29 protein-coding genes are annotated in these 25176 nt (G+C 71.3%); 13 read left to right on the top strand and 16 right to left on the bottom strand.

Annotated features, from left to right (window positions below):
- Positions 1-55 precede the first annotated feature (55 nt).
- A complete protein-coding gene (locus tag ACQP03_RS06310) occupies positions 56-829 on the bottom strand; it encodes an enoyl-CoA hydratase-related protein (RefSeq protein ID WP_357127468.1) in 774 nt (257 codons plus the stop codon).
- 98 nt (positions 830-927) lie between these two features.
- On the opposite strand from ACQP03_RS06310, the gene ACQP03_RS06305 reads away from it, so the two are divergent.
- The 3 genes from ACQP03_RS06305 (at position 928) to ACQP03_RS06295 (ending at position 2447) form a co-directional block, all read left to right on the top strand.
- Positions 928-1407 (top strand): DUF6232 family protein, encoded by a 480-nt coding sequence (locus tag ACQP03_RS06305; protein WP_357127471.1) that lies wholly within the window; start codon positions 928-930, stop codon positions 1405-1407.
- 189 nt (positions 1408-1596) lie between these two features.
- Positions 1597-2079 (top strand): DUF6232 family protein, encoded by a 483-nt coding sequence (locus ACQP03_RS06300; protein WP_357127474.1) that lies wholly within the window; start codon positions 1597-1599, stop codon positions 2077-2079.
- A complete protein-coding gene (locus tag ACQP03_RS06295; protein WP_357127477.1) occupies positions 2076-2447 on the top strand; it encodes a DoxX family protein in 372 nt (123 codons plus the stop codon). Before ACQP03_RS06300 ends, ACQP03_RS06295 begins: the two co-directional genes overlap by 4 nt.
- A 14-nt stretch (positions 2448-2461) precedes the next feature.
- Here the strand turns inward: ACQP03_RS06295 and ACQP03_RS06290 are convergent, their stop codons facing one another.
- A complete protein-coding gene (locus ACQP03_RS06290; RefSeq protein ID WP_357127481.1) occupies positions 2462-4042 on the bottom strand; it encodes a dienelactone hydrolase family protein in 1581 nt (526 codons plus the stop codon).
- Between the two features lie 90 nt (positions 4043-4132).
- On the opposite strand from ACQP03_RS06290, the gene ACQP03_RS06285 reads away from it, so the two are divergent.
- Complete coding sequence (locus ACQP03_RS06285; RefSeq protein WP_357127484.1) at positions 4133-4861, top strand: hypothetical protein; 729 nt, start codon at positions 4133-4135, stop codon at positions 4859-4861.
- 17 nt (positions 4862-4878) lie between these two features.
- On the opposite strand, the gene ACQP03_RS06280 is transcribed toward ACQP03_RS06285, so the two are convergent.
- The gene (locus ACQP03_RS06280) at positions 4879-5772 is read right to left on the bottom strand and encodes a ribokinase (protein WP_433461136.1); all 894 of its coding nucleotides are present in this window, start codon (positions 5770-5772) and stop codon (positions 4879-4881) included.
- 10 nt (positions 5773-5782) lie between these two features.
- A complete protein-coding gene (locus ACQP03_RS06275) occupies positions 5783-6625 on the bottom strand; it encodes an ABC transporter ATP-binding protein (protein ID WP_355052121.1) in 843 nt (280 codons plus the stop codon).
- A gap of 131 nt (positions 6626-6756) precedes the next feature.
- Between ACQP03_RS06275 and ACQP03_RS06270 the strand changes: the two genes are divergently transcribed.
- Entirely contained in the window at positions 6757-7767 is a 1011-nt protein-coding gene (locus ACQP03_RS06270; RefSeq protein ID WP_433460519.1) for an ABC transporter ATP-binding protein, read from the top strand.
- A complete protein-coding gene (locus ACQP03_RS06265; protein ID WP_357127490.1) occupies positions 7764-8777 on the top strand; it encodes an ABC transporter permease subunit in 1014 nt (337 codons plus the stop codon). The genes ACQP03_RS06270 and ACQP03_RS06265 overlap by 4 nt, the downstream gene beginning before the upstream one ends.
- An 84-nt stretch (positions 8778-8861) precedes the next feature.
- Here the strand turns inward: ACQP03_RS06265 and ACQP03_RS06260 are convergent, their stop codons facing one another.
- Positions 8862-10037, bottom strand: a complete 1176-nt coding sequence (locus ACQP03_RS06260) for an ROK family transcriptional regulator (RefSeq protein ID WP_357127492.1) — start codon at positions 10035-10037, stop codon at positions 8862-8864.
- Positions 10038-10202: 165 nt separating this feature from the next.
- Here ACQP03_RS06260 and ACQP03_RS06255 point away from each other — a divergent pair, with 165 nt between their 5' ends.
- Positions 10203-11657, top strand: a complete 1455-nt coding sequence (locus ACQP03_RS06255; protein ID WP_433460516.1) for a glycoside hydrolase family 3 protein — start codon at positions 10203-10205, stop codon at positions 11655-11657.
- A 235-nt stretch (positions 11658-11892) separates the two neighbouring features.
- Here the strand turns inward: ACQP03_RS06255 and ACQP03_RS06250 are convergent, their stop codons facing one another.
- Positions 11893-12555: a GNAT family N-acetyltransferase gene (locus ACQP03_RS06250; RefSeq protein WP_357127498.1), complete on the bottom strand. Its 663-nt coding sequence runs from the start codon at positions 12553-12555 to the stop codon at positions 11893-11895.
- Between the two features lie 170 nt (positions 12556-12725).
- On the opposite strand from ACQP03_RS06250, the gene ACQP03_RS06245 reads away from it, so the two are divergent.
- Together ACQP03_RS06245 and ACQP03_RS06240 are read left to right on the top strand one after the other, a co-directional pair.
- Positions 12726-12911 (top strand): DNA repair protein, encoded by a 186-nt coding sequence (locus tag ACQP03_RS06245; RefSeq protein WP_357127501.1) that lies wholly within the window; start codon positions 12726-12728, stop codon positions 12909-12911.
- A 136-nt stretch (positions 12912-13047) separates the two neighbouring features.
- Complete coding sequence (locus ACQP03_RS06240) at positions 13048-13566, top strand: hypothetical protein (RefSeq protein WP_124771885.1); 519 nt, start codon at positions 13048-13050, stop codon at positions 13564-13566.
- Positions 13567-13575: 9 nt separating this feature from the next.
- On the opposite strand, the gene ACQP03_RS06235 is transcribed toward ACQP03_RS06240, so the two are convergent.
- Positions 13576-14307: a Clp protease N-terminal domain-containing protein gene (locus ACQP03_RS06235; RefSeq protein ID WP_357127506.1), complete on the bottom strand. Its 732-nt coding sequence runs from the start codon at positions 14305-14307 to the stop codon at positions 13576-13578.
- Between the two features lie 132 nt (positions 14308-14439).
- Between ACQP03_RS06235 and ACQP03_RS06230 the strand changes: the two genes are divergently transcribed.
- Positions 14440-15255: a DUF72 domain-containing protein gene (locus tag ACQP03_RS06230; RefSeq protein WP_357128023.1), complete on the top strand. Its 816-nt coding sequence runs from the start codon at positions 14440-14442 to the stop codon at positions 15253-15255.
- Between the two features lie 9 nt (positions 15256-15264).
- Here the strand turns inward: ACQP03_RS06230 and ACQP03_RS06225 are convergent, their stop codons facing one another.
- Complete coding sequence (locus tag ACQP03_RS06225; RefSeq protein ID WP_357127508.1) at positions 15265-17097, bottom strand: glycoside hydrolase family 15 protein; 1833 nt, start codon at positions 17095-17097, stop codon at positions 15265-15267.
- A 136-nt stretch (positions 17098-17233) separates the two neighbouring features.
- On the opposite strand from ACQP03_RS06225, the gene ACQP03_RS06220 reads away from it, so the two are divergent.
- Positions 17234-17659: a VOC family protein gene (locus tag ACQP03_RS06220; protein WP_357127512.1), complete on the top strand. Its 426-nt coding sequence runs from the start codon at positions 17234-17236 to the stop codon at positions 17657-17659.
- Here the strand turns inward: ACQP03_RS06220 and ACQP03_RS06215 are convergent.
- Positions 17642-18883 carry an FUSC family protein gene (locus tag ACQP03_RS06215; RefSeq protein WP_357173129.1) on the bottom strand — a complete coding sequence of 414 codons (1242 nt, stop codon included), beginning with the start codon at positions 18881-18883 and terminating at the stop codon, positions 17642-17644. The two genes, ACQP03_RS06220 and ACQP03_RS06215, sit on opposite strands and share 18 nt — an antisense overlap.
- 119 nt (positions 18884-19002) lie before the next feature.
- On the opposite strand from ACQP03_RS06215, the gene ACQP03_RS06210 reads away from it, so the two are divergent.
- The gene (locus ACQP03_RS06210; RefSeq protein WP_433460511.1) at positions 19003-19452 is read left to right on the top strand and encodes a hypothetical protein; all 450 of its coding nucleotides are present in this window, start codon (positions 19003-19005) and stop codon (positions 19450-19452) included.
- Positions 19453-19469: 17 nt separating this feature from the next.
- On the opposite strand, the gene ACQP03_RS06205 is transcribed toward ACQP03_RS06210, so the two are convergent.
- The 6 genes from ACQP03_RS06205 to amcA (ACQP03_RS06180) all read right to left on the bottom strand — a co-directional run bounded on the left by ACQP03_RS06205 (position 19470) and on the right by amcA (ACQP03_RS06180) (position 22600).
- Positions 19470-20039, bottom strand: coding sequence for a kinase (locus ACQP03_RS06205; protein WP_357127520.1), 570 nt, complete (start codon positions 20037-20039; stop codon positions 19470-19472).
- 15 nt (positions 20040-20054) lie between these two features.
- The gene (locus ACQP03_RS06200; RefSeq protein WP_357127523.1) at positions 20055-20717 is read right to left on the bottom strand and encodes a pentapeptide repeat-containing protein; all 663 of its coding nucleotides are present in this window, start codon (positions 20715-20717) and stop codon (positions 20055-20057) included.
- A gap of 62 nt (positions 20718-20779) precedes the next feature.
- Positions 20780-20962 carry a multiple cyclophane-containing RiPP AmcA gene (gene amcA / locus ACQP03_RS06195; RefSeq protein WP_357127526.1) on the bottom strand — a complete coding sequence of 61 codons (183 nt, stop codon included), beginning with the start codon at positions 20960-20962 and terminating at the stop codon, positions 20780-20782.
- Positions 20959-22095: a cyclophane-forming radical SAM peptide maturase AmcB gene (gene amcB, locus ACQP03_RS06190; RefSeq protein ID WP_357127529.1), complete on the bottom strand. Its 1137-nt coding sequence runs from the start codon at positions 22093-22095 to the stop codon at positions 20959-20961. Before amcB ends, amcA (ACQP03_RS06195) begins: the two co-directional genes overlap by 4 nt.
- The gene (locus tag ACQP03_RS06185; RefSeq protein ID WP_357127532.1) at positions 22092-22439 is read right to left on the bottom strand and encodes a hypothetical protein; all 348 of its coding nucleotides are present in this window, start codon (positions 22437-22439) and stop codon (positions 22092-22094) included. Before ACQP03_RS06185 ends, amcB begins: the two co-directional genes overlap by 4 nt.
- Positions 22436-22600, bottom strand: coding sequence for a multiple cyclophane-containing RiPP AmcA (amcA, locus tag ACQP03_RS06180; RefSeq protein WP_196921378.1), 165 nt, complete (start codon positions 22598-22600; stop codon positions 22436-22438). Before amcA (ACQP03_RS06180) ends, ACQP03_RS06185 begins: the two co-directional genes overlap by 4 nt.
- A gap of 370 nt (positions 22601-22970) precedes the next feature.
- Between amcA (ACQP03_RS06180) and ACQP03_RS06175 the strand changes: the two genes are divergently transcribed.
- Positions 22971-24197 carry a helix-turn-helix domain-containing protein gene (locus ACQP03_RS06175; RefSeq protein WP_363661407.1) on the top strand — a complete coding sequence of 409 codons (1227 nt, stop codon included), beginning with the start codon at positions 22971-22973 and terminating at the stop codon, positions 24195-24197.
- Positions 24198-24203: 6 nt separating this feature from the next.
- Here ACQP03_RS06175 and ACQP03_RS06170 read toward each other — a convergent pair whose 3' ends face one another.
- Positions 24204-24878 (bottom strand): YdcF family protein, encoded by a 675-nt coding sequence (locus ACQP03_RS06170; protein ID WP_357127539.1) that lies wholly within the window; start codon positions 24876-24878, stop codon positions 24204-24206.
- Positions 24879-25176: the final 298 nt, after the last annotated feature.

The following is a 25176-nucleotide window of genomic DNA, read 5'->3' as shown; positions in this document are numbered from 1 at the left end:
TACTGGCCGGTAGGCAGAATGTGAACCGCTCTCGGTTTGCCGTCGGCCCGACCGATCAGCGACCGGTGAAGTCCGGCTTGCGCTTCTCGACGAACGCGGCCATCCCCTCGCGCCGGTCGTCAGTCGCGAACAGCGCCGCGAAGAGCTGACTCTCCCAGGCCAGGCCCGAGTTGAGGTCCATGTCGAGGCCGCCGTCGACCGCCAGCTTCGCGGCGCGCAGGGCCTGCACAGGACCCCTGAGGTACGGCGTGACGAGCGCGACGGCCGCGTCGTACACCTCCGCGGCCGGTACGACCCGGTCGGCGAGACCGATCCGCAGCGCCTCCTGGGCGTCCACCATCCGCCCGGACATGATCAGATCCTTCGCCCGCGCCGGACCCACCAGACGGGCCAGCCGCTGCGTACCGCCCGCGCCGGGAATGACGCCCAGCTTGATCTCCGGCTGGCCGAGCTTGGCGTCCTCGGCGACCACCCGCCAGTCACACGCCAACGCCAGCTCACAGCCGCCGCCGAGCGCGTACCCGGTGATCGCGGCCACTACCGGCTTCGGGATCCGGGCGATCGCGCCGAGCGCGCTGGACAGGGCCGCGGCCCGGTCGGCCATGTCCACGTAGGACATGTCGGCCATCTGCTTGATGTCCGCACCGGCGGCGAAGACCTTCTCCCCGCCGTACACGATGACGGCACGGACCTCGGGATCGACGGTGGCCGCCGTGGCGGCGGCGCGCAACTCCTCCTGCACCTGCGTGTTGAGCGCGTTCATCGGCGGCCGCTCCAGCCGGATGGTGCCGATGCCGTCCCTGGTCTCCAGCCGAACGAACTCGCCCACGCTGCCCTCACTTCCTCGTCGAAGTCGCGTGCCAACCTTACGACCCGGGTCGTTGGGGTAAGTAGTGTGGTGTCAGCCCCGCGGGCGGGAGTCCAGCCATGATCACTTTCTACGACGACAGGTCGGTACGGGTCACCTCCACCGCCGTCCAGGTCGACGGGCGCAGCTACCCCCTGGCCGAGATCACCATGGTCTGGCACCGCCGTGGCAGCCGCTCCTGGCGGGTGCTCGCCGGCCGGGGCGCGATCGGCGCCGCCCTGGCCGGTCCACTGGTCGCTGCGGTGATCGGCATCGGCGTGGCCGTCTGGCTGCACCGCTCACCCACCGTCACGATCGCGATCGTGGGCGCCTCGGTGCTGGTCGGGCTGGCCGTCGGCCCGGTCGCCGACTTCCTCTTCGAGCACCTGGACCGTTCGTACGCCAGGGGCAGTCGCCAACTGGAGATCTGGGCCCGCTGGCGGGGCCAGCCGGTGCGCCTGCTGCACACCCGCGACGCGCTGCGCTTCGGCCAGATCTACCGGGCGGTCCAGCGGGCCATGGAGGCCAGCCAGCCCGTCCGCCCCGCCGCCCGCCGCTAGCCCACCCCGCGCGGGCGCCCTCCGCCGCTCTCCCGCCGATCTTGCACTTCCTGTTGTCAATATGGGCGTTCATGCCCTTTATGTCACAACAGAAAGTGCAAGATCGACGAGGCGGGACGGGCGGAGGGCAGCGCGAGGCGGGACGGGCGCAGGAGGCGCGGGTTTGCCTGCGGGTGGTTAGGCTTAGTGATGACCCTCTATTACCGGGACGACGCGGTGCAGGTGACATCCGAGTCGATCCGGGCGGGCGGTCAGGTGATCGCCCTGCCCGACGTGACGTTCGTCTGGCACCAACGGGGGCCGAAGACGCTCGCCGTACGCGGCCGGGTGCTGGGTCGCGGTGTGCTGGTCCTGCTGCTGTCGCTGCCGCCCCTCGTCGCGCTGGTCTGCGTGGTGTCGCTGGCGTGGTCGGCCCAGGACCGGGGCAACTGGCAGTTGGCGCTGATCATCCTCGCCGCCTGCGCGGTGGGGGCGCTGGCGTTGGCGCCCTTCCTGGAGATCCCCCTCGGCTGGCTGGACCGCTCCTACGAGCGCGGCAGCCACGTGCACGAACTGTGGGTCCAGCACCACGGTCAGGAACACCTGCTCCTGCGTACGCCGGACGCGCTACGGTTCGGGCAGATCTACCGGGCGGTGCAGCGCGCCGTCGAACAGCAGGGGGACCATCGATGACCAGCCGACACGGCGAGGCCGTCGCCCTGGCCGGGCTGCTCGCCGCGGCGGGCGTCACCCACCTGCTGCGCCCCGGCTACTACGACCCGATCGTGCCTCGTACGCTGCCCGGTCCCGCCCGCCTCTGGACGTACGCCAGCGGCGTCGCGGAACTGACGGTGGCGGCAGCGGTCGCGCACCCGGCCAGCCGACGGGCCGGCGGTCGAGCCGCCGCCGCGCTGTTCGTCGCCGTCCTGCCGGCCAACGTGAAGATGGCCGTGGACTGGCGACACCGCCGGCCGACGAGACGGGCGATCGCCTACGGTCGGGTGCCTCTACAGGTACCACTGATCTGGTGGGCGCTGCGCGTCGCACGCGCCACTCGATAGAGCCCAGCCGCCGGTCACGTCAGCGGCAGGGTGGTGGCGATCGGCCAGCCCAGCAGGGCCGCGCCCACGACGGCCGGCAGCCAACGCGGTGACGCGTAGCGACGCAGGACGGCGGCCCACAGCACGTGCCAGCCGAGCAGCACGGCGAACAGCGTTACCACCAGTAGCACGAACCCGGGCGCCAGGCCGACCACCGCCGACGTGCTCAGCACCACCACGGTGACCGCGACGACGAGCAGACGCCGCCACGTCCGGCCGACCGCCACCAGCTCGACGCCGAGCAGGAACAGCAGGCACGCGCCCATGACCAGCGGAAGGAGCCACCAGCGGGCGCCGACCGGCAGCGCCGAGGTCAGCCCGAGGTGGATCGGCAGCGCCACGGCGAGAATCGCGTACGCCGTCAGCGCCAGCACCGCGCCGGTGATCCGTATCGGTGTCCGGCTGCCGACCGGCTCGTCGGCGATCTCCGGCACGCGTGTCGCGGCGGGTAGCCAGCGTTGACCGCCGACCGTCAGGATGCCGGTGACCAGTAGGAATCCGCTGACGTAACCGCCGACCGCGAGCGGCAGGCGGTTGGTCGGCAGGATCGCCGCGACGGCCGCAGCGAGCCCGCTGGCGAGGACGGCCAGCCCGAACAGGACGGGAACCCGCAGCGCCGACGCCGATCCCCCCGCCGTCCGCCGCCCGGCGGAGTGCGCCGGCGAGAGCGTCACGGCAGGCGGCCGTGCCGGTGCGAGCGTCACGGCGGCCCGCCGGCCCAGGAGCAGCGCGGCCAGCGGGACCAGTCCGACGGCGAACGCGACCACGAGCAGCGCCGCGCCGATGAGACGGGCGAACGGACGGGGTGGGGCGTCCCCGTCCACACTGGGCAGCCAGCGGGCGATCTCCTCGTGGGTACGCGGGGCGAAGAGCACCGAGATGTGCTCCACCCCCGGCACCACGACGGCGGGTCGGCGACCCACCGTCGCGCCCCGCCGTGCGGCGTCGTCGGCTGCTCGGCGGAACCCCGGGAACTCCGCGCCGCCCACGATCAGCAGCAGGTCGGTCGGCCGACCGGGGGGCAGCTCGCCGGCCTCGGGCAGCGATATCGCCACGGTCCGGGCGATCTCGGGATGCCCGGCCGCGTAGCGGGTCACCGCGCCGGCGCCCATCGAGTGGCCGACCAGCATGATCTGGGTCGGGTCCACGTCCGGTTGGGAACGCAGGTGTCCGACGGCGATGTCCAGGTCGGCGGCGAGCGTCGGGGGCGACATGCCGGTGCCGAGTCGGGCCGGGTTGGCACCGTGCCCGGCGAAGTCGAACACCAGCGCGACCGCTCCGCGACGGGCGACGGTGTCGGCGATCGGACGCATCAGCCGTGCCGAGCCGGCGAAGCCGTGTGCGATCACCACGCCGGGTCGCCGGACGTCCGGGTTCGGCGGGCCGGCGCGTACCTCGGTCATCGGCACCCCGTCGACGGTGATCTGCCGCACGGTGAGGCCGGCGTCGGCGCGTACCAGCACCGCCGTGCCGAGCGCGGCGGTGACCGCCGCGAGGACGGCGAGCAGGACGGCGGTCCGGGTGCTCGGTGGGTGGCGCGGCGGTACGGCCGACATGCCGGCACCCTACCGCCGAGCACCCCGTCCCGGACCGGGCCGACAGCCGCGAACGAGCGGTTGTGGCAGGACCGACGCACACTTGACCCCATGGCGCTCCCCCTCCCCACACCAACCGCGGTGGTCGGCCTGACCCGCTCCGCCCTCGACCAGGCGCTCGGCTCGGCTGCCTCGTTCGCCGCCGTGCCCGCCCGCGCGTTCGCGGTGCTGGACGGGGTGGAAGCGCTGCTGGCCAGGATCAACGGCGTGGTCGATCGGATCGAGACGACCCTGGACCGGACCGATGGGGTGCTCACCGACGCCGAGACGGCGGTCCGTGAGGTGGCGGTGATCAGCGCCGCCGCGACCACCGCCGTCGACACGGCCACCGAGGTGGCCGCCGCAGCCGCCGTGGTGGTGAACGAGGCCGACAAGGTCGCACGCCTCGCGGGCACGGTGGTCACCGGGGCCGACGCGGTGGCCGGCAACGCCGCGGTCACCGTGGACACGGCCGCGCGGGCCGCGGCCACGGCGGCCGAACTGCTGGCGGCGTACGAGCCGGCGCTGCGCCGGGCCGCGCCGATGGCCGACAGGTTCGTGGCGGAGTTGAGCCACGAGGAGATCACGGCGGCGATCCACCTGATCGACGAGTTGCCCAAGCTCAAGGAGCACCTGACCGCCGACATCCTGCCGATCCTCGCGACCCTGGACCGGGTCGGGCCCGACCTGCACGACCTGCTCGATGTCACCCGTGACCTCAAGCTCGCCGTGGCCGGCATCCCCGGCCTCGGCATGCTGCGCCGACGGGGCGAGAAACTGAGCGACGAACCGGTCGACTGACCGCGCGGGAAGGGCGGTCAGCCCGGCCCGTACAGCGCGTCGATCTCGGCCCGCTGCGGCAGTGCCACCGAGGCGCCGAGCTTGCGTACGCAGGCCGCGCCGGCCGCCGCCGCCCAGCGTACGGCGTCGACGACGTCCCGTCCCTCGCCCCAGCCGACCGCCAGCGCGGCGGTGAACGCGTCGCCGGCCGCCGTGGAGTCGACCACGTCAACTCTGACGGCGGGCACGTGCACCTCGACGCCCTCCCGGTCGACGTACCAGGCCCCCGCGTCACCGAGGGTGAGTACCGCGCGGGGCACCAGGTCGAGCAGCGCCCTCGGGTAGTCCCGGCCCCGGCCGGTGAACGCCTGCGCCTCACCCTCGTTGACGACGAGCAAATCCACGGCTTCGAACAGTTCCGGAGGAAGGTCCCGGGCCGGTGCGGCGTTGAGGACGACCCGGGTGCCGGCGGCGCGGGCGGCCAGCGCCGCGGCGGTCACCGTGCGCACCGGGATCTCCAACTGGGCGACCAGGACGTCCGCCTCGCGTACCGCGACCAACTCCTCCTCGGTGAGGCCGACCAGCGCGTCGTTCGCGCCGGGGGTGACGACGATGGCGTTCTCCCCCTGGCCGTTCACCATCACGAGCGCCACGCCGGACGTGCCGTACGCCACCCGCAGGTGACCGGTGTCCACGCCGGCCGCCGTGATGCGGGCGCGGAGCGTCACGCCGAACGCGTCGGAGCCGATCGCGCCCAGGAAGGTGCAGGAGGCGCCGGCCCGGACGGCGGCGATGGCCTGGTTGGCGCCCTTGCCGCCGGGCACCATCACGAAGTCGGTGCCGAGCATGGTCTGGCCCGGCCGGGGCAGCGCGGGGGCCATCGCGACCAGGTCCATGTTGGCGCTGCCCACCACCACCCGCGTCGGCGACATGGTCACCCGCTCAGGCGGCGCGCGCGGTGTAGCGGTCGCCGGAGCGCTCGACCACCAACGGCAGACCGAAGGTCTTGGAGAGGTTGTCGCCGGTCAACGTCTCGGCCAGGAGGCCCTGGGCGACGACCGCGCCCTCGCGCAGCAGCAGCGCGTGGGTGAACCCGGGCGGGATCTCCTCCACGTGGTGGGTGACGAGCACCATGGCGGGGGCGTCCGGGTCGTACGCCAGCTCGGCCAGCCGGCCGACCAGGTCCTCGCGGCCACCGAGGTCGAGCCCGGCGGTGGGCTCGTCGAGCAGCAGCAGCTCCGGGTCGGTCATCAGCGCCCGGGCGATCTGGACGCGCTTGCGTTCGCCGTCGGAGAGGGTGCCGTAGCGGCGCTCGGCGAGGTTGCCGACGCCGAGCTGGCTGAGCAGCGCCCTGGCCCGCGCCACATCGCCGTGCTCGTAGCTCTCCCGCCAGCGTCCGACCACCGACCAGGCTGCGGTGACCACCACGTCGCTGACCTGCTCGTCGGCGGGCACCCGCGCGGCGAGCGCGGCCGTGGTGAGCCCGATGCGGGTCTGCAGCTCGTTGATGTCGGTGCGGCCGATCCGCTCACCGAGGACGTACGCGACGCCGGTGGTGGGGTGCAGCCGGCCGGCGGCCAGGTTGAGCAGGGTGGTTTTGCCCGCGCCGTTGGGGCCGAGCACCACCCAGCGCTCGTCCAGCTCGACGCGCCAGGTCAGGTCCTGCAACAGGGCGTTGTCGGAGCGGCGTACGCCCACGCTGTCGAGGCTGACCACCAGATCCGGGTCCACGGGTGCGGCGGCAGGCGCGGCGCCGGCAGCGCCGGGGATCAGGTCACCAGTCACCCGACCATCCAACCACGCAGGAGTGGCGTGCCCCCCACGGGCGGCGCTCTGGCCATAGGGTGAGGCACCGTGTCGTTGATCACCACACCCCAGGGACGGCCCATGCCCGGTCGAGGTTTGGCGCCGCGCGGATGAGCGCGGTCATCGAGATCGAGGGTCTGCGCAAGACCTTCCGCAGTCTGCGCAACGGCAGGAGGGTGGCGGTCGACGGGTTCGACCTGCTGGTCGAGGCCGGCCAGATCCACGGTTTCCTGGGGCCCAACGGCTCGGGTAAGACCACCACGTTGCGCGCCCTGCTCGGGCTGGTCCGCGCCGACAGCGGCCGGATGACGGTGTTCGGCCAGCCGTCGCCGGAGCTGCTGCCCCGGGTGGCGGGGCAGGTCGGCGCCATCGTGGAGAGTCCGCAGTTCTTCGGCAACTTCACGGGTCGTCGTACGCTGCGACTGCTGGCCCGCGCCGGCGGGGTGCCGATCTCGCGGGTGGACGAGACGCTGGAGCTGGTGGGCCTGCGCGACCGGGGCGACGAGCGGGTGAAGGGCTACTCGCTGGGCATGAAGCAGCGCCTCGCGGTGGCGTCCGCGCTGCTGAAGGATCCGCGTCTGCTCATCCTCGACGAGCCGGCGAACGGCCTCGATCCGGCGGGCATCCGCGAGATGCGCGACCTGATGCGGTCACTCGCCGCGGCGGGGGTGACCGTGCTGGTGTCGAGCCACATCCTGGGCGAGATCCAACTGATCTGCGACCACGTCACGATCATCTCGCAGGGGCGGCGGGTGGCGGCCGGCCGGGTGGACGAGGTGCTGGCGGGTCACGACCGGCACGAGTTCCTGGTCCGGGTGGCCGAGCCCGAGCGCGCCGCCGACGTGCTGCGTGCGGCGGAGCTGACGACCGCCGTCGAGGGCGAGACGCTGGTGGTGAGCGGAGCGACCGACCCGACGATCATCAGCCGCGTCCTCGGTGAACAGGAGCTGTGGGTCGCCGAGCTGACGCCGCTGCGACCCGACCTGGAGAGCGTCTTCCTGGAGCTGACCGGGGCCGGGAAGCACCCCTCGGTGCCCCGCCAGGTCGACGAGGCGGCACGACCAATCGACGCCGACGGCGCGCCGGTGATCGATCTCGACGTACGGGGAGTGGACGCGTGAACCTGGTCCGGGCCGAGTTGGAGCGCCTCTCCGCACGCCGCTTCGTGCAGCTCATGATCGTCCTGCTGGTGCTGGCGTTCGGCATCACGGCCGCGACCACGCTGGCCGGGTCGCATCAGCCGAGCGCCCAGGAACTCTCCTCGGCGCGGCAGCAGGCCATCGAGGCGCGGCGGAGCATGGAGGTCAGCTACCAGCAGTGCCTGGCCCGGCGGGACGGGATCTCGACCCCCGACACCCAGGACTACCTGCCCGCCGACTGTTCCGACATGGACCCGGCCCAGCAGGACCGGTTGCCGATCGCGTCCGACTACCTGTCGGGGGTGTTCAACTTCGCCGAGCAGGCCAAACCGCTGCTGTTCTTCCTCATCGCGTTCCTGGTGCTGTTCGGTTTCCTGGTCGGCGCCTCGTACATCGGGGCGGACCTGAACTCCGGTGGGGTGGTGAACCTGCTGCTGTGGCGGCCACGCCGGCTGACGGTGCTGGGCACGAAGCTGGGCACCCTGCTGGCTGCCATGTTGGCGCTGGCGGTGGTGGCCTCGGTGGCCTACCTGGCCACCTTCTGGGTGATCGGGCAGACCGCCGGGCTTGCCGGTCGGCTCGACGGTGACTTCTGGAGCTCGCTGGGCGCCATCCACGGCCGTGGCCTGGTGCTGGTGCTGCTGGCCACCGCGTCGGGTTTCGCCATCGCGACGCTGGGTCGGCACACGTCGGCGGCGCTCGGAGTGGTCGCCGCGTACGCGGTGGTGTGGGAGCTGGGCGCCCGGCTGGTGCTGGCGATCGTCGACGCCCGGCGGCCGGAACAGATGATGCTCTCCACGTACGTCGGGGCGTGGCTCAGCGGTGAGGTACGGATCTGGGATTCCCAGCTCTGTCGGCGAAACTTCAGCGGCACGTCCTGCGAGGGCTTCTACACCCTCACCTGGAGACCGTCGCTGGCGGTGCTGCTCGCGGTCGCCGGCGGGTTGACCGTGTTGGCCTTCGCCGCCTTCCGCCGCCGTGATCTGAACTGAGGTGGCAATGGCCGCCCGGTGGCAAGAGCTTGCAGCCGGGCGGCCAGCGGTGAAATATTCCTTCACATGACCGCCGCAGCGGGCTCAGCCGACGGTGGAGCCGAACACCTCGTCACGGACGGCGTTCAACGCGGTACGCAGGGCACCCCGCAGGATCGGCTCCTCGGTGAGGCCGGTGGGCACCACCCGCGGCCGGACCAGGGTGATCGCGGCGACCTCCCGCTGCACCCGGTCGGCGAGCGCCGTGCCGCCGGCCTGGCCGACCTCGCCGGCCAGCACGACCAACGGTGGGTCGAGCACCACGCAGGTGCTGGCCACGCCGAGCGCGAGCCGGCGGGCCAACTCGTCGAGCATCGGGCCACCGGCGGCGCCGGCCTCGACCGCCGCACGCACCGCGCCGGCGGCGTCCGACGCGGAGAAGCCGTGCTCACGGGCCACCGAGCGCACCGAGTCACCGCCGATCACCTGCTGGAAGGCGGGCTTCGCGCGCCGCGAGACATCGCGTGGGATGGGCGCGCCGGGCACCGGCAGGTAGCCGATCTCGCCCGCCGCTCCGCTGCTGCCGTGGTGCAGCCGCCCACCCAACATGATCGCCAGGCCGACACCGGCACCCACCCAGACCAGGACGAAGTCCCCCACTCCCTGCGCGGCGCCGGACTGCGCCTCGGCCACCGCGGCCAGGTTGACATCGTTCTCGAAGACCACCGGGGTGTGCAGGTCGTCCCGCAGCGCGGCCAGCAGACCGCTGTGCCAGCGCGGCAGGTTGAAGGCGAAGGTGATGTCGCCGGTCTGCGGATCGACCAGGCCCGGCGTGCCGAGCACGATCCGTCGGACGCTGCTGAGCTGCGCCTGGGCGCTGCTGGCGGCCTGCACCACGGCGTTGTGCACCACGCCCACCGGATCGTCGGTGTCCCGCGTCGACTGCTCCACCCGGCCGATGACGGCGCCGGTGATGTCGGCGCAGGCGGCCACCACCCGGTCCGGCCCGACGTCCACCCCGACGACGTGCGCGCTGCTCGCGCGTACGGCGTAGAGCTGGGCGTTCGGCCCTCGCCCGCCGGCCTGCTCGCCGACCCGGCTGACCAGGCCACGTTCCTCCAGGCGCTCGACGAGCTGCGAGGCGGTGACCTTGGACAGGCCGGTCAGCTCGCCGAGCCGGGCCCGGGTGAGCGGTCCCCGCTCGAGGAGCAGTTCCAGCGCCGCACGGTCGTTGAGCGCCCGCAACAGGCGGGGGGTGCCGGGCAGCCGGGTCGCACTCATGCCACGTCCTCTAGTTTTAGTAAACTTTGCTAACTGTAAACCGACCTGCGAACGGGTAGCCGTAGCGTAACGGTCACCCCGAGGCAGAGTGCTCGGCCAACCCGGCAGGGCGACGACCACCGCGGGTACACGTTCGTATCCACGGGAAGCGAAGGGGGAAATCTCGTGGGGCTCGATCCAGGACTGCGCCGGCTCGCGCTGGGCACGTTGCTCGCCGCGTACCCGGGAGCGGTCCCGCCGCGCTGGGCGGTCGACCTGGTGGCCGACGGCCTGGCCGGGCACACCCTGTTCGGCACGAACGTGCACGACCCCGCGCAGGTGGCGGCGAGCACGGCGGCGCTGCGCGCCGGCCGGCCGGACGTGCTGATCGCCATCGACGAGGAAGGTGGCGACGTGACCCGGCTGGCCCACGCCACCGGCAGCCCGTACCCCGGTAACGCCGCCCTCGGCGCGGTCGGCGACGTGGCGCTCACCCGCCGGGTCTACCAGTCGATCGGCGCAGAGCTGGCCGCGCTGGGCGTCACCGTCAACCTGGCCCCCACCGTCGACGTGAACACCGCCGACGACAACCCGGTGATCGGCACCCGCTCGTTCGGCGCCGACCCGCTGCGGGTGGCCGCACACTCGGCCGCGGCCGTCAGTGGCCTCCAGGCCGCCGGTGTGGCCGCCTGCGCCAAGCACTTCCCCGGACACGGCGCGACGGTCACCGACTCCCACCACGAGCTGCCCACGGTGGACGTACCGCTGGAACTGCTCCGCCAGCGCGACCTGCCGCCGTTCGCCGCGGTCGTCGCGGCCGGCACGCAGGCCGTGATGACCGCGCACATCCGGGTGCCGGCGCTGACCGGCGACGGTCCGGCGACCTTCAGCCGGGCCGTCCTGGTCGACCTGCTGCGCGCCGAGTACGGCTTCACCGGCACGGTGATCACCGACGCCCTGGAGATGAAGGGCGCGGCGGTGGCCGCCGGAGGCGTCGGGCCGGCCGCCGTACGGGCGCTGTCGGCCGGCGCCGACCTGCTCTGCATCGGCGCGCAGGTCGACGCCGCGCTGGTCGAGCGCGTGGCCGCCGAGATCGCCGCGGCGACCACCGACGGCCGGCTGCCGGTCGCCCGGGTCGAGGAGGCGGCCGGCCGCGCCGCCGCGCTCGCCGCCTGGACCCGGGCCGCCGGCCGGTCGTCGGCCAACCCCGACCCCGACCTGGGGTACGCGGTGGCACGCCGGGCGGTGCGGGTGGAGGGGCTGCTCACCGACCTGGACCAGCCGCTGGTGGTCCAGTTGCACACCGAGTCCACGATGGCCGAGGGCCGGGTGCCGTGGGGCCTCGGCCCACACCTCGACGGTGGACGCGAGATCCGCGTCGTGGCCAGCGAGACCGATCAGGCAGCCGTCCGCGAGTTGGCCGGGGACCGGCCGATCGTGCTGGTCGGGCGGCACCTGCATCGGCTGCCCGGCGGCCCGGAACTGGTCGACGCGCTGGCCGCCGCGCATCCGGTGACCGTCGTGGAGATGGGCTGGCCGGGGGCTTGGCGACCGTCCGGCGCACGGGCGTTCGTCACCACGTACGGCGCGAGCCACGCCAACGGACGGGCGGCGGCGGAGGCGCTCGGCCTCGCGGGTTGACCCTGCGTTACTGATCGGCTCGCCAACGTCACCGCGCTTCGTCGCAGGTCAAGTCCACAATTCGACACTCCGACCCGACTGCTCGCATCTTGCAGCTTGCAGTTTCGATACGTAGCGTGATCGATATCGGATCGGCGTGTCAGTGGCACGGCCGATCGGAGCGAACCGGGGCCTGGGGGCAGGTTGCGGACCGTGGATCCGGCCCGGGATCCACGGTCCGCGCACTGAGCCCACCTCAGCGCGGATACACCCCGTACGCCCGCCAACCCCGGTCCGGGAAACCCGCCGCCTCCGCGACCCGGGCCGAGGCCTGGTTGTCCCGCTCGTGCAGGTAGGTCGGCACCGCGCCCTCGTCCAGGACCCGCCGCGCCGCCTGCGCCACCAGCCGACGTGCGAGGCCACGGCCGCGGGCCGCCGGCGCGGTGCCGACGGCAAGCTCGTGCCCGTACGCGTCGTGGCGCTTGATGGCGGCGCCCGCCAGGTAGCCGCCGTCGGCATCGCGCACCACGAGCACCGGCCGGTCGAACAGCCGCAGCCAGGGCGGCAGCCCAGGGGTCGTCGAGGCGACCCACTCGCCCGCGTCGGGCAGGGGCGCGGGCGAGAGAGTCCAGCGGAAGGGGCCGTCGTGCACGCAGAAGGCGGGGTGCCCGACAGCCTCCGGCAGCGCGGCGAGCAGCCGTTCCGGCGTGCGCTCGACCAACGCCCGGATAGCGGCGGCCCGGTCCGGCGCGACGGAGAGCACCGCGCTCCGACCGGTGTCCACGGCGAGGGCCGGACGCAGCCGGCCGTCCCAGGCCGGCAGTGCCCGCCGGCGCGAGGCGACCACGTGCAGCCCGGGTCCGGCCGGCCACTGGCCGAGCCAGGAGGCGAGGTGCAGCTGCAACCGCCGGTCCAGCATGCGTACCTCCCGTCGCCCCACACGTCGTGATCACCGTACGCCCGGGCGGCTCGACCGGGCGGACCATCGCGCCAGGGTGGGACGCTGCCCGAGATCCGGGAATCAGCTCGCGACATCGACCGTCATAGGCATTTCCCTATCTGGACACCTTTCTCTGCCACGGTATGGGCATGCCGATTCAGCCGAACGACCGTTTCCACCAGCACCCCGCGCGACTCTGGCGAGCGGCGGGCACCGCCGAGGGCACCCCCACCCAGGCGGGGTACCGGGTGGTCCGTGCGACGGGCGGGCTGCCCTGGGCGGCGCTGAACGAGCTGCCGGCCAGCTCCAGCCGGCACGGCCTCAACCGGCGCTGAACACACCGACGCGTCAGCTACGACGGACAGCGTCGGGGACGACACACCGCAGGAGGACCAGCGACGGCATTCGCACACCTGTCGGGTAATTTCTTCCAGGTCCGGCACCCGGCCTACGACAGGAGAAGCTCCGCGCATGGGCAAGAAGACGATCCACGTCTCCGACTTCACCGGAACCGTTCTGCAGCAGGACGACGAGGTGGTTCGTGTCGTCGTCCTGGAGCACCCGGACCTGGTCGCCGGGCCCGTGCAGCTCGACGCCACCCCGGGCGAGGTGGAGAACATCGACGACGCCGCGCTTGACGTGGCGGTGGTCGAGATCCACGACCGGCACGGCGGGGGCGAGCCCCGACGGGTCGTCCTCACCGCGAGCGAGTTCGACGCGATGGCCACCGACGTCCCGATGGCGCAGTTGTTGAAGACGGCCGAACGGGTCCGCCCGCCCAAGGCCCGCAAGAGCGCCGAAAAGATCGACTACGGCACGTTGGAGCACGCCGGCAAGCCGCACCGGGGCCGCGTCACCGAGGAGGAGGCCCGGCTGGTCCGCGAGCAGCTCGACGAGGTCAACAAGCGGCTCGCGGACGCGGGCGTACGCCAGATCGACCCGGCCGATCCGGAGCACGCCCTGCGCTACGGCTTCCCCGAGGCGTCCTGACCCCGGTTCCTACTGTTGCGCGACGGCGGCGGCGAGGGCGGCGGACAGGTCGGCTTCGACCGCCGCCTTGTCGAGGCCTAGGTCGGTGAGCACGCCGGCACCGTCCTCCTGCTCCAGCAGGGCGAGCAGGATGTGCTCGGTGCCGATGTAGTTGTGCCCGAGGCGCAGCGCCTCCCGGAAGGTCAGCTCCAACGCCTTCTTGCCGCGCGCGTCGTACGGGATGAGGTCCGGAACCTGGTCGACCGACGGCGGTAGGACGGCGCCGACGGCCTCCCGCACTGCCTCGGGGGTGGCACCCCGACCGACCAGCACCCGGGCGGCCAACCCCTCCGGCTCGGCCAGCAGCCCGAGCACCAGGTGCGCGGGGCCGATCTCGGGGTTCCCGGCGGCGCGGGCCTCTTCCTGCGAGGCCATCACCACGTTGCGGGCTCGCGGGGTGAACCGGCCGAAGCCGGCGTTCGGATCGAGCGCCGCGGCCTCGGTGGAGCCCTTGGCCACGAAGCGCTTCTGGGCGGCCTGCTTGCTGACCCCCATGCTGCGGCCGATGTCGGTCCACGACGCTCCCGAGCGCCGGGCCTGGTCGACGAAGTGCCCGATCAGGTGGTCGGCGACCTCACCGAGATGGTCGGCGGCGATCACCGCGTCGGTGAGCTGGTCGAGCGCGTCGGTGTGCGCCTTCTTGATCGCCTGGATGAGGTCGTCGAGCTTGACGGGGTTGCTCATCTGGAAAGGTTCGGTCATGCGTCAACCATAGGTTGACGCCCGCATTCCGTCAACCACTGGTTGACGACATCAGTCGCGAGACGCCCGCTAGGGTGGGCGCGGCCGCACAGCGGAGGAGGGGCCGGCATGCGTCTGCACGTGGGGTGCGCCATGTGGAGTCACCGGTCGTGGCCGGGGCACTCGCTGCCGTCCGGAGAACGCCTCCGGCACTACGCCAGTTGGTGCGACGCCGTGGAGGGCAACACCACCTTCTACGCGACCCCGACCCAGGACACCGTGGCATCCTGGGCGGCGCAGACCGACGCCGGCTTCCGATTCGTCCTCAAGCTGCCCAAGGTCGTCACGCACGAACGTCGGCTCACCAACGCCGACGAACCGCTGCACGCCTTCCTGGACGCGATCGAGCCCCTCGGCCCACGCGTCCACGCCCTCTGGATTCAACTACCGGGGTCGTTCGCGCCGGCCGACGTACCCACGCTCGGCCGGTTCCTCGCGCAGCTCCCGGCTTCCCACCGCTACGCCGTGGAGGTCCGCCATCCCGCGTTCTTCACCGAGCCCCGCGCGACCCGGCTGCTCGAGGAGACCCTGACCGGGGCGTCGGCCGAATGGATCCCCTTCGACACCACCGCGTTCTTCAGCCGCCCGCCGACGAGTGACGCCGAACGCGACGCCTGGATGAAGAAACCCCGGGTGCCGCTGCGGTCCGTCGCGCTGACCGACCGCCCGATCGTGCGCTACCTGGGCCGCGACGACGACACCCGGACCGTGCAGGGGTGGCGGCGTTGGGTCGAGGTCACCGCCGGCTGGCTGCGCGAGGGGCGCTCCCCCACCATGTTCGTCCACACGCCGGACAACGCCGACGCGCCGCGGCTCGCCCGGCGGTTCCACGACGAGGTACGCGCCCACGTGCCGGGTCTCGACCCGCTGCCCGACCCGATCTCCGTCGAGCCGCTGACCCTCTTCTGAGCACCCACGTCACGGCTGTCGGTCGAGCAGCGCGTCGAGGTGATGGGCGGTGCTGATCAGCGAGAGGTGACTGAACGCCTGCGGGAAGTTGCCGATCTGCTCGCCGGTGGGGGCGATCTCCTCCGAGTAGAGCCCCAACGGCGTGCTGTAGGTCAGCATCTTCTCGAACGTCAACCGGGCGTCGTCGAGCCGTCCGGACTGGGCGAGAGCCTGGACGTACCAGAAGGTGCACATGCTGAAGGTGCCCTCGGAGCCGACGAGCCCGTCGGGCGAGGCTTTCGGGTCGTACCGGTAGACGAGACTGTCCGACACCAACTCGTTGTCTATCGCCCGCAACGTCGACAGCCACATCGGATCGTTCGGCGCGATGAAGCCGACGCCGGGCATCGCGAGCAGCGAGGCGTCGGTGATGTCGCTCCCGTAGTGCTGCACGAAGGCCTGCCGTCCCGGATGGAATCCCCGTGCGATGACCTGCTCGTAAACGGCGTTGCGTTGGTCCGCCCACCGGGTGATGCTCGCGGGACGCCCCCGATTGTGCGCGATGCGGATGGCACGGTCGAACGCGAGCCAACACATCATCCGCCCGTAGGTGAAGTCCTGCCGGCCGGACCGGGTCTCCCAGATGCCGTCCTCGGGCTGGTCCCAGTGGTCGCAGAGCCAGTCCATCAGGCCGGCCGTCTTGCGCCACCCCTCGTACGACGTCATCAGCCCGCTCTGGTCGGCGAGGTGCAGCGAGTTCAGCGCCTCGCCGTAGATGTCCAGTTGCAGCTGGCCCGCCGCGCCGTTGCCGATCCGCACCGGCGCCGACCCGCGATACCCCTCCAAGTGCGGCAGCACCTCTTCGGGGAGGTCCGGCGAGCCGTCGATGCGGTACATGATCTGCAGTGGCAGGCCGCCGTCGTGGGCCTCCTGGATACGCGCTTCGAGCCACGACAGATATTTCTGGGCCTCATCGGTGAAACCGACGCTGAGCAGCGCGTGCACCGAGAACGAGGCATCGCGGATCCAGGTGTAGCGGTAGTCCCAGTTCCGCGGGCCGCCGATCTGCTCCGGCAACCCCGCCGTCGGCGCGGCGACCAGGGCGCCTGTCGGGGCGTACGTCATGAGCTTGAGGGTCATGGCCGATCTTTCGACCATCTCCCGCCAGCGACCGGTGTAGGAGGTTCGCAGGGCCCACCGACGCCAGTAGTCCCGGGTTTCGGCGAGCAGTTCGCAGGCCTCTTCCGTGGTGAGAGCCCGGGGTGGGTGGGGGCAGGCCGTCTCCAGCACGACCCCACCGATGTCGCCCTCGTGCAACTCGTAACGGACGCAGACGCCCTCCGCGTCCCGGTGGATCGCCCCGTTGTCGACAAGCCGTTTCGCGTCCTTGAACGCAGTCAGGGTGAGCGAGAGGGTCGAGCTGCGAAAGACGTCGCCCTCCGGATGGACCTCCAACTCGTACGGGTCGCGCCCGTAGTTGAACCGGGGCCGGCAGTCGAAGCGGAACCGCATGCTTCCCCGAACCATCCGGACCAGCCGGACCAGCCGGTGCCGGTCGGTGGCCTGCTCGCCCGTTACGGGCATGAAGTCCAACAGCTCGCCCACGCCGTCGGCACTGTGGAAGCGGGTGATCAGGATCGGCGTGCCGGGTAGGTAGAGCTGTTTGCTCGAATACTCGATCTCGTCGGGCGAGAGTTGGAAGTGCCCGCCCTTGTCGCGGTCGAGCAGGGCGGCGAAGACGCTCGGCGAGTCGAAGCGCGGCGCGCAGAACCAGTCGACCGTTCCGTCCCTACTGATCAGCGCGGCGGTCTGCAGGTCGCCGATCAGGCCGTGCTCCTCGATCCCCGGATATCGCGTCTGCACACTGACCCCCCTCGTCAGGCTGACGGCGACTACCCGGGAAACCCGTCGCTACACGAACGCAGCCCCGAGATCCGGCGAGGGTGTCGGTGGCCGCCGATAGCGTGACCGTTCGACGACATCGACGAAAGGACACCGGATGAGCCTGCGCGGATTCGCCACCCTCAACATCTGGGCCGACGACGTGGCGGCGGCCACCGACTGGTACGCCCGGTTCCTGGGCCAGGAGGCCTACTTCTCGCGACCCGGCCCGGACGGGCGTCCCGCCTACACCGAGTTCCGCCTCGGCGACTACCAGGCGGAGCTGGGCATCATCGACCGCCGGTACGCGCCCCCGGGCGCGGCGAGCGGGCCTGGCGGGGCGGTCATGCACTGGCACGTCGACGACCTCGACGCCACCGTGGAACGGCTCCTGGCCCTGGGCGCCACCGAGTACCAACCGATCACGCCTCGCGGAGACACTGGTTTCGTGACGGCGTCGGTGGTGGACCCCTTCGGCAACGTGCTGGGCGTCATGACCAACCCGCACTACCTCGACATCCTCGCCTCACTCCGGGCGGCCTGAGCTCGGCGTCCCCGTTTCCGCCGCTCGATCCTGGTAGTCCTCATCCACCGCCTGCCGCACCAGGGCCGCCGCCCGCACGGTCTCGATTCCGCTGGCGATCAGCAGATCGTGGGCGGCCGCCCGGAACTCCCCCACCGCGACCAAACCCGAATAGCCGAGACGATGGATGTGCGGGCGGGTCGAGTCCCGGACGGCTCCCTGCGCCCGCCCGACCAGCTCGACGCCCGCCAGGATCTGGTCGCGGGTCTCCTGAGGCTCCCGACCGACCTGGACAGCTCGGCGCAGCGTTGGCATCGCGTCGGCCAGCAGGTCGATAGCCTGCGGAAACTCCTCGGGAATCGGCTCGTCGTCCTTCAGCGCGGTGGTCAGTCGCCGGCACAGTGAACGGCAACCGTGCAGGCTCCGCTCCAGGTGCCGGATCGCCGTGGTGTGGAAGGCCAAGGAGTCACGGTCGCGCCACCGCAGGGGCGCGAGCCGCGTCACCTCCTGGGCGGCGCTGAGCCCGTCGTTGAGAGCGGCCAGGCGGGGATCGAGCTCGCGCAACCCGCGCAGGCTCCGTTCGGCGTCCCCGAGATCGCGCTTACGTAGCGCCGTCGCCAGGTCATGCATGATGTCGGCTGCCGGCCCGACCACCGGCTCGGCCAGCCGCAGCAGCGTCCGCTGCGGATGGATGGGCACCAGGAGCAGACCGACCCCCAGCCCGACCAGCCCCCCGACCGCCGCGTCGACGAAGCGGGGGACGGACAGGTCCCGTAGCGGCGGCTCCAGGGTCGCGATCAGCACCGCCGTGCCGCCGGCCTGGGTGAGCAGCGAACCGCCCCCCTTGAGCAGGATGGCGACCGTTATCGCCAGCACGACGACCACACCGGTCTGCCAGAACCCGATGCCGAAGAACGGCATCAGCACGTCGCCGACGGCCAGCCCCAGGGTCACCCCGACCAGCAGCTCGATGGTGCGCCGCAGGCGCGACCCCATCGAGGCCGCCACGATGCCGACCGCCGTCGTCGGCGCCAGGACCGGGGACGGATTGTCCAAGAACTGGTACGCCACGAACCAGGCGATCGCGGCGGCGACGCCGGCCTGCACCGCGAGCAGACCGAACAGACGCAGCCGCCAGGCACGCGAGCGCAGCGCCCGTTGTGCCCACGCCCGCAGGCGGTCGAACCGGGCCTCCCGGTGGTCCGCCGGCTCGCCGACAGCCGCCGACTCCTGGTGGGCACACATCCGCGCCGCTTACCCGGAGCGCGCAAACCTATCCCGGCTGCGCCAATCGCTTGGGATCCATGCTTGTCGACGTCTGCTGTACTCGACACGAGGATTCCCTCGGCGAAGGAGGCACTGCCATGTCCACCTCCGAGTTCGGCCCCGACGCCCTCCGTACGCTGATCCGCGCCGGCGCTTGGGTCGGCCGTTCCGACACCGAGAAGGCCGCCGTACACCTGTTGACCTTCACCAAGTTCCCGGACCAACCCGGCTTCGCGGACCTGGTCGAGGTCGTGCAGATCCCCGAGTACGACGACGGCCACGACATCCAGGTGGCGGTGATCCGCGACTGGGCGGCGCTGCTCGCGCTACCGGCGGTCGAGCACCTGTCCGCCGACGACCAACGACTGCTCGCCCTGGCCGGCAGCCTCGCCACCGGGCAGCCGGTCGACCTGGCCGCCAACGCCGCCGTCAAGGGCCACGAGCACGCGGCGAAGGTCGCCGAGGCGATGGTGATCGCCGCCGGCTACCACCTGAAGTACGAGGTCAAGGCAACCGCACGACTCACCACGAGGTTCGCCAAGGCCTGAGAGCGTTCGGGGCACCTTCACGAGTACGGCCGGCCGGGCAGCAGGTCGTCGTCGCATCCGCTCTGGGGTAGCCCGGACGCAGCGGCGATGGCCTCGACGGCCTCGTCCAGGCCGGTCGTCTCCGGCAGGACGAGTTCGTCAGGCCAGCCCAGGACGTCATGAGCGGCGTACCAGCCGCTCATGTGCTCGGCGGTGAACTCACTGGCCTGCGGGCGAGTGAGGTGCCGGCGCAGGGTCTCGGCCAGCGACACGTCGAGATAGCAGAACAGCGACCGGCCGCGGTGGTCGTCCCGCAGCGCGGTCAACATGCTTCGGTAGCGGCTGCTGTGCATGATGCCCTCCAGCACCACGTGATAGCCGTGGTCAAGCGCGAACCGAACGGTCTGCGCGATCAGCGCAGGCGCGATGCCGCCGGGCTTGTCCCGTTCGCGCAGCAGGATGCGGCGCAGGTAGTCCTGCTCGACCAGGGCGCAGCCCCGGCCGTGCCGGCGTCGTAGCTCGCGGGCGATGCTGCTCTTGCCGGAGCCGGAGTTGCCCCGGATGCAGACGAGGATCGTGTCCGGGCTGCCAGTGGGTTCAGCGAGCACGATGCCTCCTCGGCTTCAGTCGTTGCGGACACTGAGGTCGAGGGCGGCGACGGTCAGCTGGGTGAGGTCAGGAAGCTGGTCCTCGCCGAGGGTGACGCCGCGCAGGTTGTCCAGCGGCGTCTTGAGGCCCTGGAGCCGGCTGCCCCGCAGGTCGGTGCCGTCGAGCTGGCAGGAGTCCAATTCCAGTCCGGCGAGGTCACATGACCGCAGCGCGATGCGAGGTAGTCGGCAGGAGGACCACGCGCCGTTGGTGAGAGTGCAGTCGGTGAAGGCGACCGAGCCGGCGGCGGTGACGCGTTGGAAGGTGGCGTAGTCGAAGCGGCAGCCGTCGAACAGGACGTCCTTGAGGCGTACGTCGGTGAGCCTGGTGCCGGTGAACCGGGAGCCGGTAATGGCGCAGCGTTCGATGGTGATGCCGGTCAGGGTCGCGCCGGAGAAGTCGGTGCGGGTGATTTCGCAGCCGTAGAGGCTGCCGGCCTCCCAGGTGCTCTCGCTCAGGTCCACGCCGGTGATCAGGCTGCTGCGGATGCGGGCGTCCTCAAGGTGCGAGCCGTGCCACGCTGCGCCGTTGACGAGAGCCTCGGTGAGGCCGCCGGCGAGGTCCGCGGTGATGTCGAGGTCGTCCGGTTCGAGGTCCGGCAGCAGGACCTTCACGTCGCCGATCGTGGTGGTGCGCATGTGTCCTCAACCTGTGTAGGCGCGGGGTGGGCACGCCACCCCGCGCATTCCCGTGGTTGGGGCTACTTCTTCTTGTTCCAGTTGTCCCAGCCGGGTCGGCTGTCGAACTTACCCTTGTTAGCCCAGGCGGGGCGGTTGTCGAACTTCGCCGCGTCGATCGACGCTACTGACCGCTCAGGGTCGACGCCGAGGCGAGCGAGTTGCTCGGGTGCGGCGTTGACGAGGATCGCGAGAGCATTGGTCATGGTGCTACTCCTTGAGGGGTGAGGTGGTCCGCGGCGGCGCGAACGAGGGCCTGTCGGGTGGTCCGGCAGTAGGTCGTCTCTCGGGCGGTGAACGTCGCGTGCTCGAAGTAGCGGTTGCCGGCCTGGGCGCCACGGCAGAAGTCGTAGAAGGCGCAGTGGTCGGCACAGCCGTTGAGGGCCGTAATGAACTCGGCGACGTAGCCCAGGTCGCCGGCGCCGGCAAGCATGGCGGAAATGGATTGCTGAAGGACGTTGCCGACGATGAAGTCGCCGTATCGCGGCTCGGTGATGCCGAGCAGTTCCGGTGACAGCAGCACCACCTGTCCATCCCAAGAGACGGTCGGGATCGGCTCGTACGGCTCGTGGTCGACGCGGCCAGCGCGGGTGGCGGCGAGATAGTCGGCCAGCCGGTCCACGTCGCGGATCCGGAGCGGGCTGCCGCCGACGCGACGTTCGATAAGGCCCTGCCAGAACCGGTACGCGGCGTCCTCCGACACCGGTGCCCGGTCAGCGCCCTCCTGCTCTTCGATGTTGAAGCCCACCGACTCGCAGCCGGGCAGGCCGGTGAAGAAGTCGATGAGGGCTTCCGCGTGGTCGATGGTTTCCGGGGTGACAACACAGATCACCGAATACCTCAGCCCTGCCTCGGCCAGGGTCTGTATGCCGCGCAGGGTTCGGGCGTCCGTCGGGTTGCCGGCCCGGTCGAGGCGGTTCCGGTTCAACGCGCCCGGTCCGTCGATACTGACCCCGACCTCGAACCCATGAGCGGTGAAAACTTCGCACCATTGCCTGTTGATCAACGTCGCGTTTGTTTGGATCTCGTGACGCACCATCCCCGCGCGGCGGAGCTCCTCGAATGGGTCTAGTAGATCCCGGAACAACCCGGTGGGTGTTGCGGTGGGTTCGCCCCCGTGCCACACGACGCTCACCGGATGGCCGCTGTTCTGCTGCGCGATCGACTCGGCGCAAGCCTGCGCGACTGCGCTGCTCATCAGGCGGAGGGATCTCCGGTCGGGCAGGTAGCAGTAGGTGCAGTCGAGGTTGCAAAAGCTCGTCGGCTGCACGACCAGGGTGTGGAAGCTGCCGGCGACCGCCGGCTGGCCGGTAGCGTTGATGAGGCCGATGCCGTTCACGAGGAGGCCTCTTCGATGCTGGCGGCCGTGGTGGTACTGACGCGGTAGGCGTGGGTGTGGCGGGCGGGCCAGCCGAGGAACCGGTCGAACATGTCGGCGGCGCTGCCTGTGACGCTCGGGTTGAGCCGATGCAGGTCGTCGATCGCGTCGTGCAGGCAGCCGGCCAGGTAGAGGAACAGGCTCACCGGCTCTTCCCGGTACTCGGCGAGGAGCGCGAGCTTCGCCGCGCCGCAGGGCCATGGCTGCCCGCACCGGCGGCACAGCCACAGCGGGCGCATCGGCAGATGTTCCACCTCGGCTGGCGCGAGCCCGTTCGCCGCCAGACGGCGCTGCTGCCCGGTCACCGGCGACCGCCCTCGCGGGCCTGCTGCTCGAACAGCCGACGCCACACGAAGGTGAGCAGCGGAGGATCAGCGCGCCGCACCTGACCCTGTGAGGACGTCCACCTGGGCTCGGGGCGCCGGGACTGGCTGGCTATCGCGTTACGCGATACGTACACCGTCATGCCTCCACCCCCGCCAGGATCGATGAGCGGCGGGCTCGCCGGGGGAATGGCGAGCCCGCCGCCGCATCACGGCGGCTGGGAGCAGGCCGCCGATCACCCACCCACGCAGCCCTCATGGCGGTACGCAGGCGGGGAGAACACCGAGACAGTTCGTTCCAGGACGGGCCGAGCCAGCGGCCCAAGCCGTGGTGTGGTGCGCCGCTCATCGATCCCTCCATCTGCAGCTCCCTGTTAGTCATCCCCGACACCGGCATCGACACGCGCCGGTGATCTGGGGTGAACTGAACGTAGGGGCGGTCCGTACGGAGGACCGGGAAAATCCGTACCGGGTCCGGCGGTCTTCAGCGGGCAGGGTGATGGTGTGCGAGGGATGACGGAAGACATGACCACCGGCCAGCGCGTCGCCTTTTACCGGCGTCGACGAGGGCTCTCCCAGGAGGTGCTGGCCGGTTTGGTTGGCAAGACCCAGGAGTGGTTACGCAAGGTCGAGACGAACCGGGCTGACCTCGATCGGCTATCGGTCATACGCGCGATCGCCAAAGCCCTCGACGTGTCCCTCGGCGACCTGATCGATGCACCGAGCCTGTTCGAGTGGTCGGACGACTCAGGGCGCGAGACCATCCCGGCCTTGCGGGCCGCGCTTCACGACTATCGTCACCTCGCGCCGACGCTGGCCAGCACGGGGGACGTCGAGGCCCCCGCCCTCCGCGAGATCGAGAACGACGTCGCCGAGATCTGGACCGCCTACCAGCACTCGCGATACGGCACCCTCGCCCGCCGGCTGCCCTACCTCATCCACGACTGCCTCACCGCCACCGAGGCGTACGACGGAGACGATGGCCAGCGAGCGCACGCGATGACCGCCTACGCCCACCAGCTCGCCGCGTTGTTCCTCACCAAGCTCGGCGAAGGTGACCTCGCGTGGACCGCCGCCAGCCGGGGCTTGGCCGCCGCCAACGCCAGCCACGACCACGTCGTCATCGGCTCACTCAGCCGCTCCGCCGCGCACTCGCTCGCCTCCATCGGGGAGTACGCCCAAGCCCTGGGCCTCGCCGCCACGGCGGCGCGGTTCCTGGAACCCCGGCTCGTCAGGCCGACTCCGCAGCTGCTGTCGGTCTACGGCAGCCTGCACCTCGTCTGCGCGCTCGCCGCCGCCCGAGACGACGACCGCGCCTCCGCCGACACCCATATCAACGAAGCCGATACCGCCGCACAGCGGCTCGGCGCCGACGGCAACCACGTGTGGACCGCGTTCGGGCCGACCAACGTATCGATCCACAAGACGACCGTGGCGATGGAACTCGGCGATGTGCAACGCGCCATCGCCATCGGCGCCCCACTCGACACCAGCACCGTGCCCGTCGAGCGGCAGGTTCGCCACGCCATCGAAACCGCCCGAGCCCTCGCCCGGTGGAACCGCATCGACGACGCGCTCGCCGCGCTCCTAGACGCCGAGACCCTCGGGCCCGACCAGGTGCGCTACCACCAGCTCTCCCGCGACCTCGTCCGAGACATCCTCACCCGCCCCCGGCCACCACGACTGGCCGTCGAACTCAGCGACCGAATGGGCGTCCGGACGGGAGGCCCCCGCTGGTAGCTGGGCTCAGATCAACCGGCTCGTGTAGCCAGCCGCCACCAGGCGCTCGAAGGCCGCCCGCACCTCGTCCGGCATCTCCTGGGGGATAGCGAACCCGCGCTCGGCGTACACCTCGATCCGCTGCGTGTCGCCCACCAGCATGTCCACCACCCGCCGCGGGTCGCCGATGCTGCGCACGTAGTCGTCCAGCTCGAGCGGGTTTGAGGCGCACACCACATCGACCTCCGGCCAGATCAGCCTGCAGGTGGCGTAGGCCCGACGCTGTTGGTAGGGCCGCGACATGATCAGCACCGACTTCACCGGGATCTGGCGTTCGGCCAGGAGCGCACGGGAGAATTCGAGGTTCTCGGCGGTGTTCGTGGCACGCGGCTCCACGAGAACCGCCTCCGGGGGCACACCCTGCTCGACGGCGTACTCGCGGTAGTGCACCGCCTCTCCACGCGGGAACCTTTCGACCGTGGTCGGGGCGTTCGCACCGGTGAAAACAATCCATGGGAACAGGCCTGCTTGAAACAGGCGCGATGCGACCACTGCAACGCCGAGGTCATGGCTGCCCAGCCCGATGCCCACGTCGCACGGGCGTAGCTCGTGGTGCATGTCGTGGTATCGCCACAGCGTCGCCACGTGAGCACGGACTTCGTCTGAGAGCACGTGAGTCGGCACTTCGGTCTGCCGTTCCATCAGCGCCCGCCAGGTAGGGCGAGCGCTGGAGTTTGGTTCACGCCCCGTTTACTCATGATGTCAGCGTAGGGCAGGCCGGGCGACGCAGATCAGCTACAGCACGTCTGTCCAGCGGGGGGCATTCAGGTAGGGCCGACACCATCAGCGCCATCGGCAGCCGCTCCCTCCGTCGGTGCCCGCTCGCGTACCTGAACCCACAACGCCATCTCGCCAGCCTCGCGGACGGCCGCACCGCGCACGGAGCGAGCCCACGCGATCTGCGGCAGATGAGCGCCTCGGTAGGGCGAGGCGCTTGTAG

Source organism: Micromonospora sp. CA-248212 (assembly GCF_050948405.1).
Taxonomy (GTDB): Bacteria; Actinomycetota; Actinomycetes; order Mycobacteriales; family Micromonosporaceae; genus Micromonospora.
This window is presented reverse-complemented; position numbering and strand designations above follow the sequence as displayed.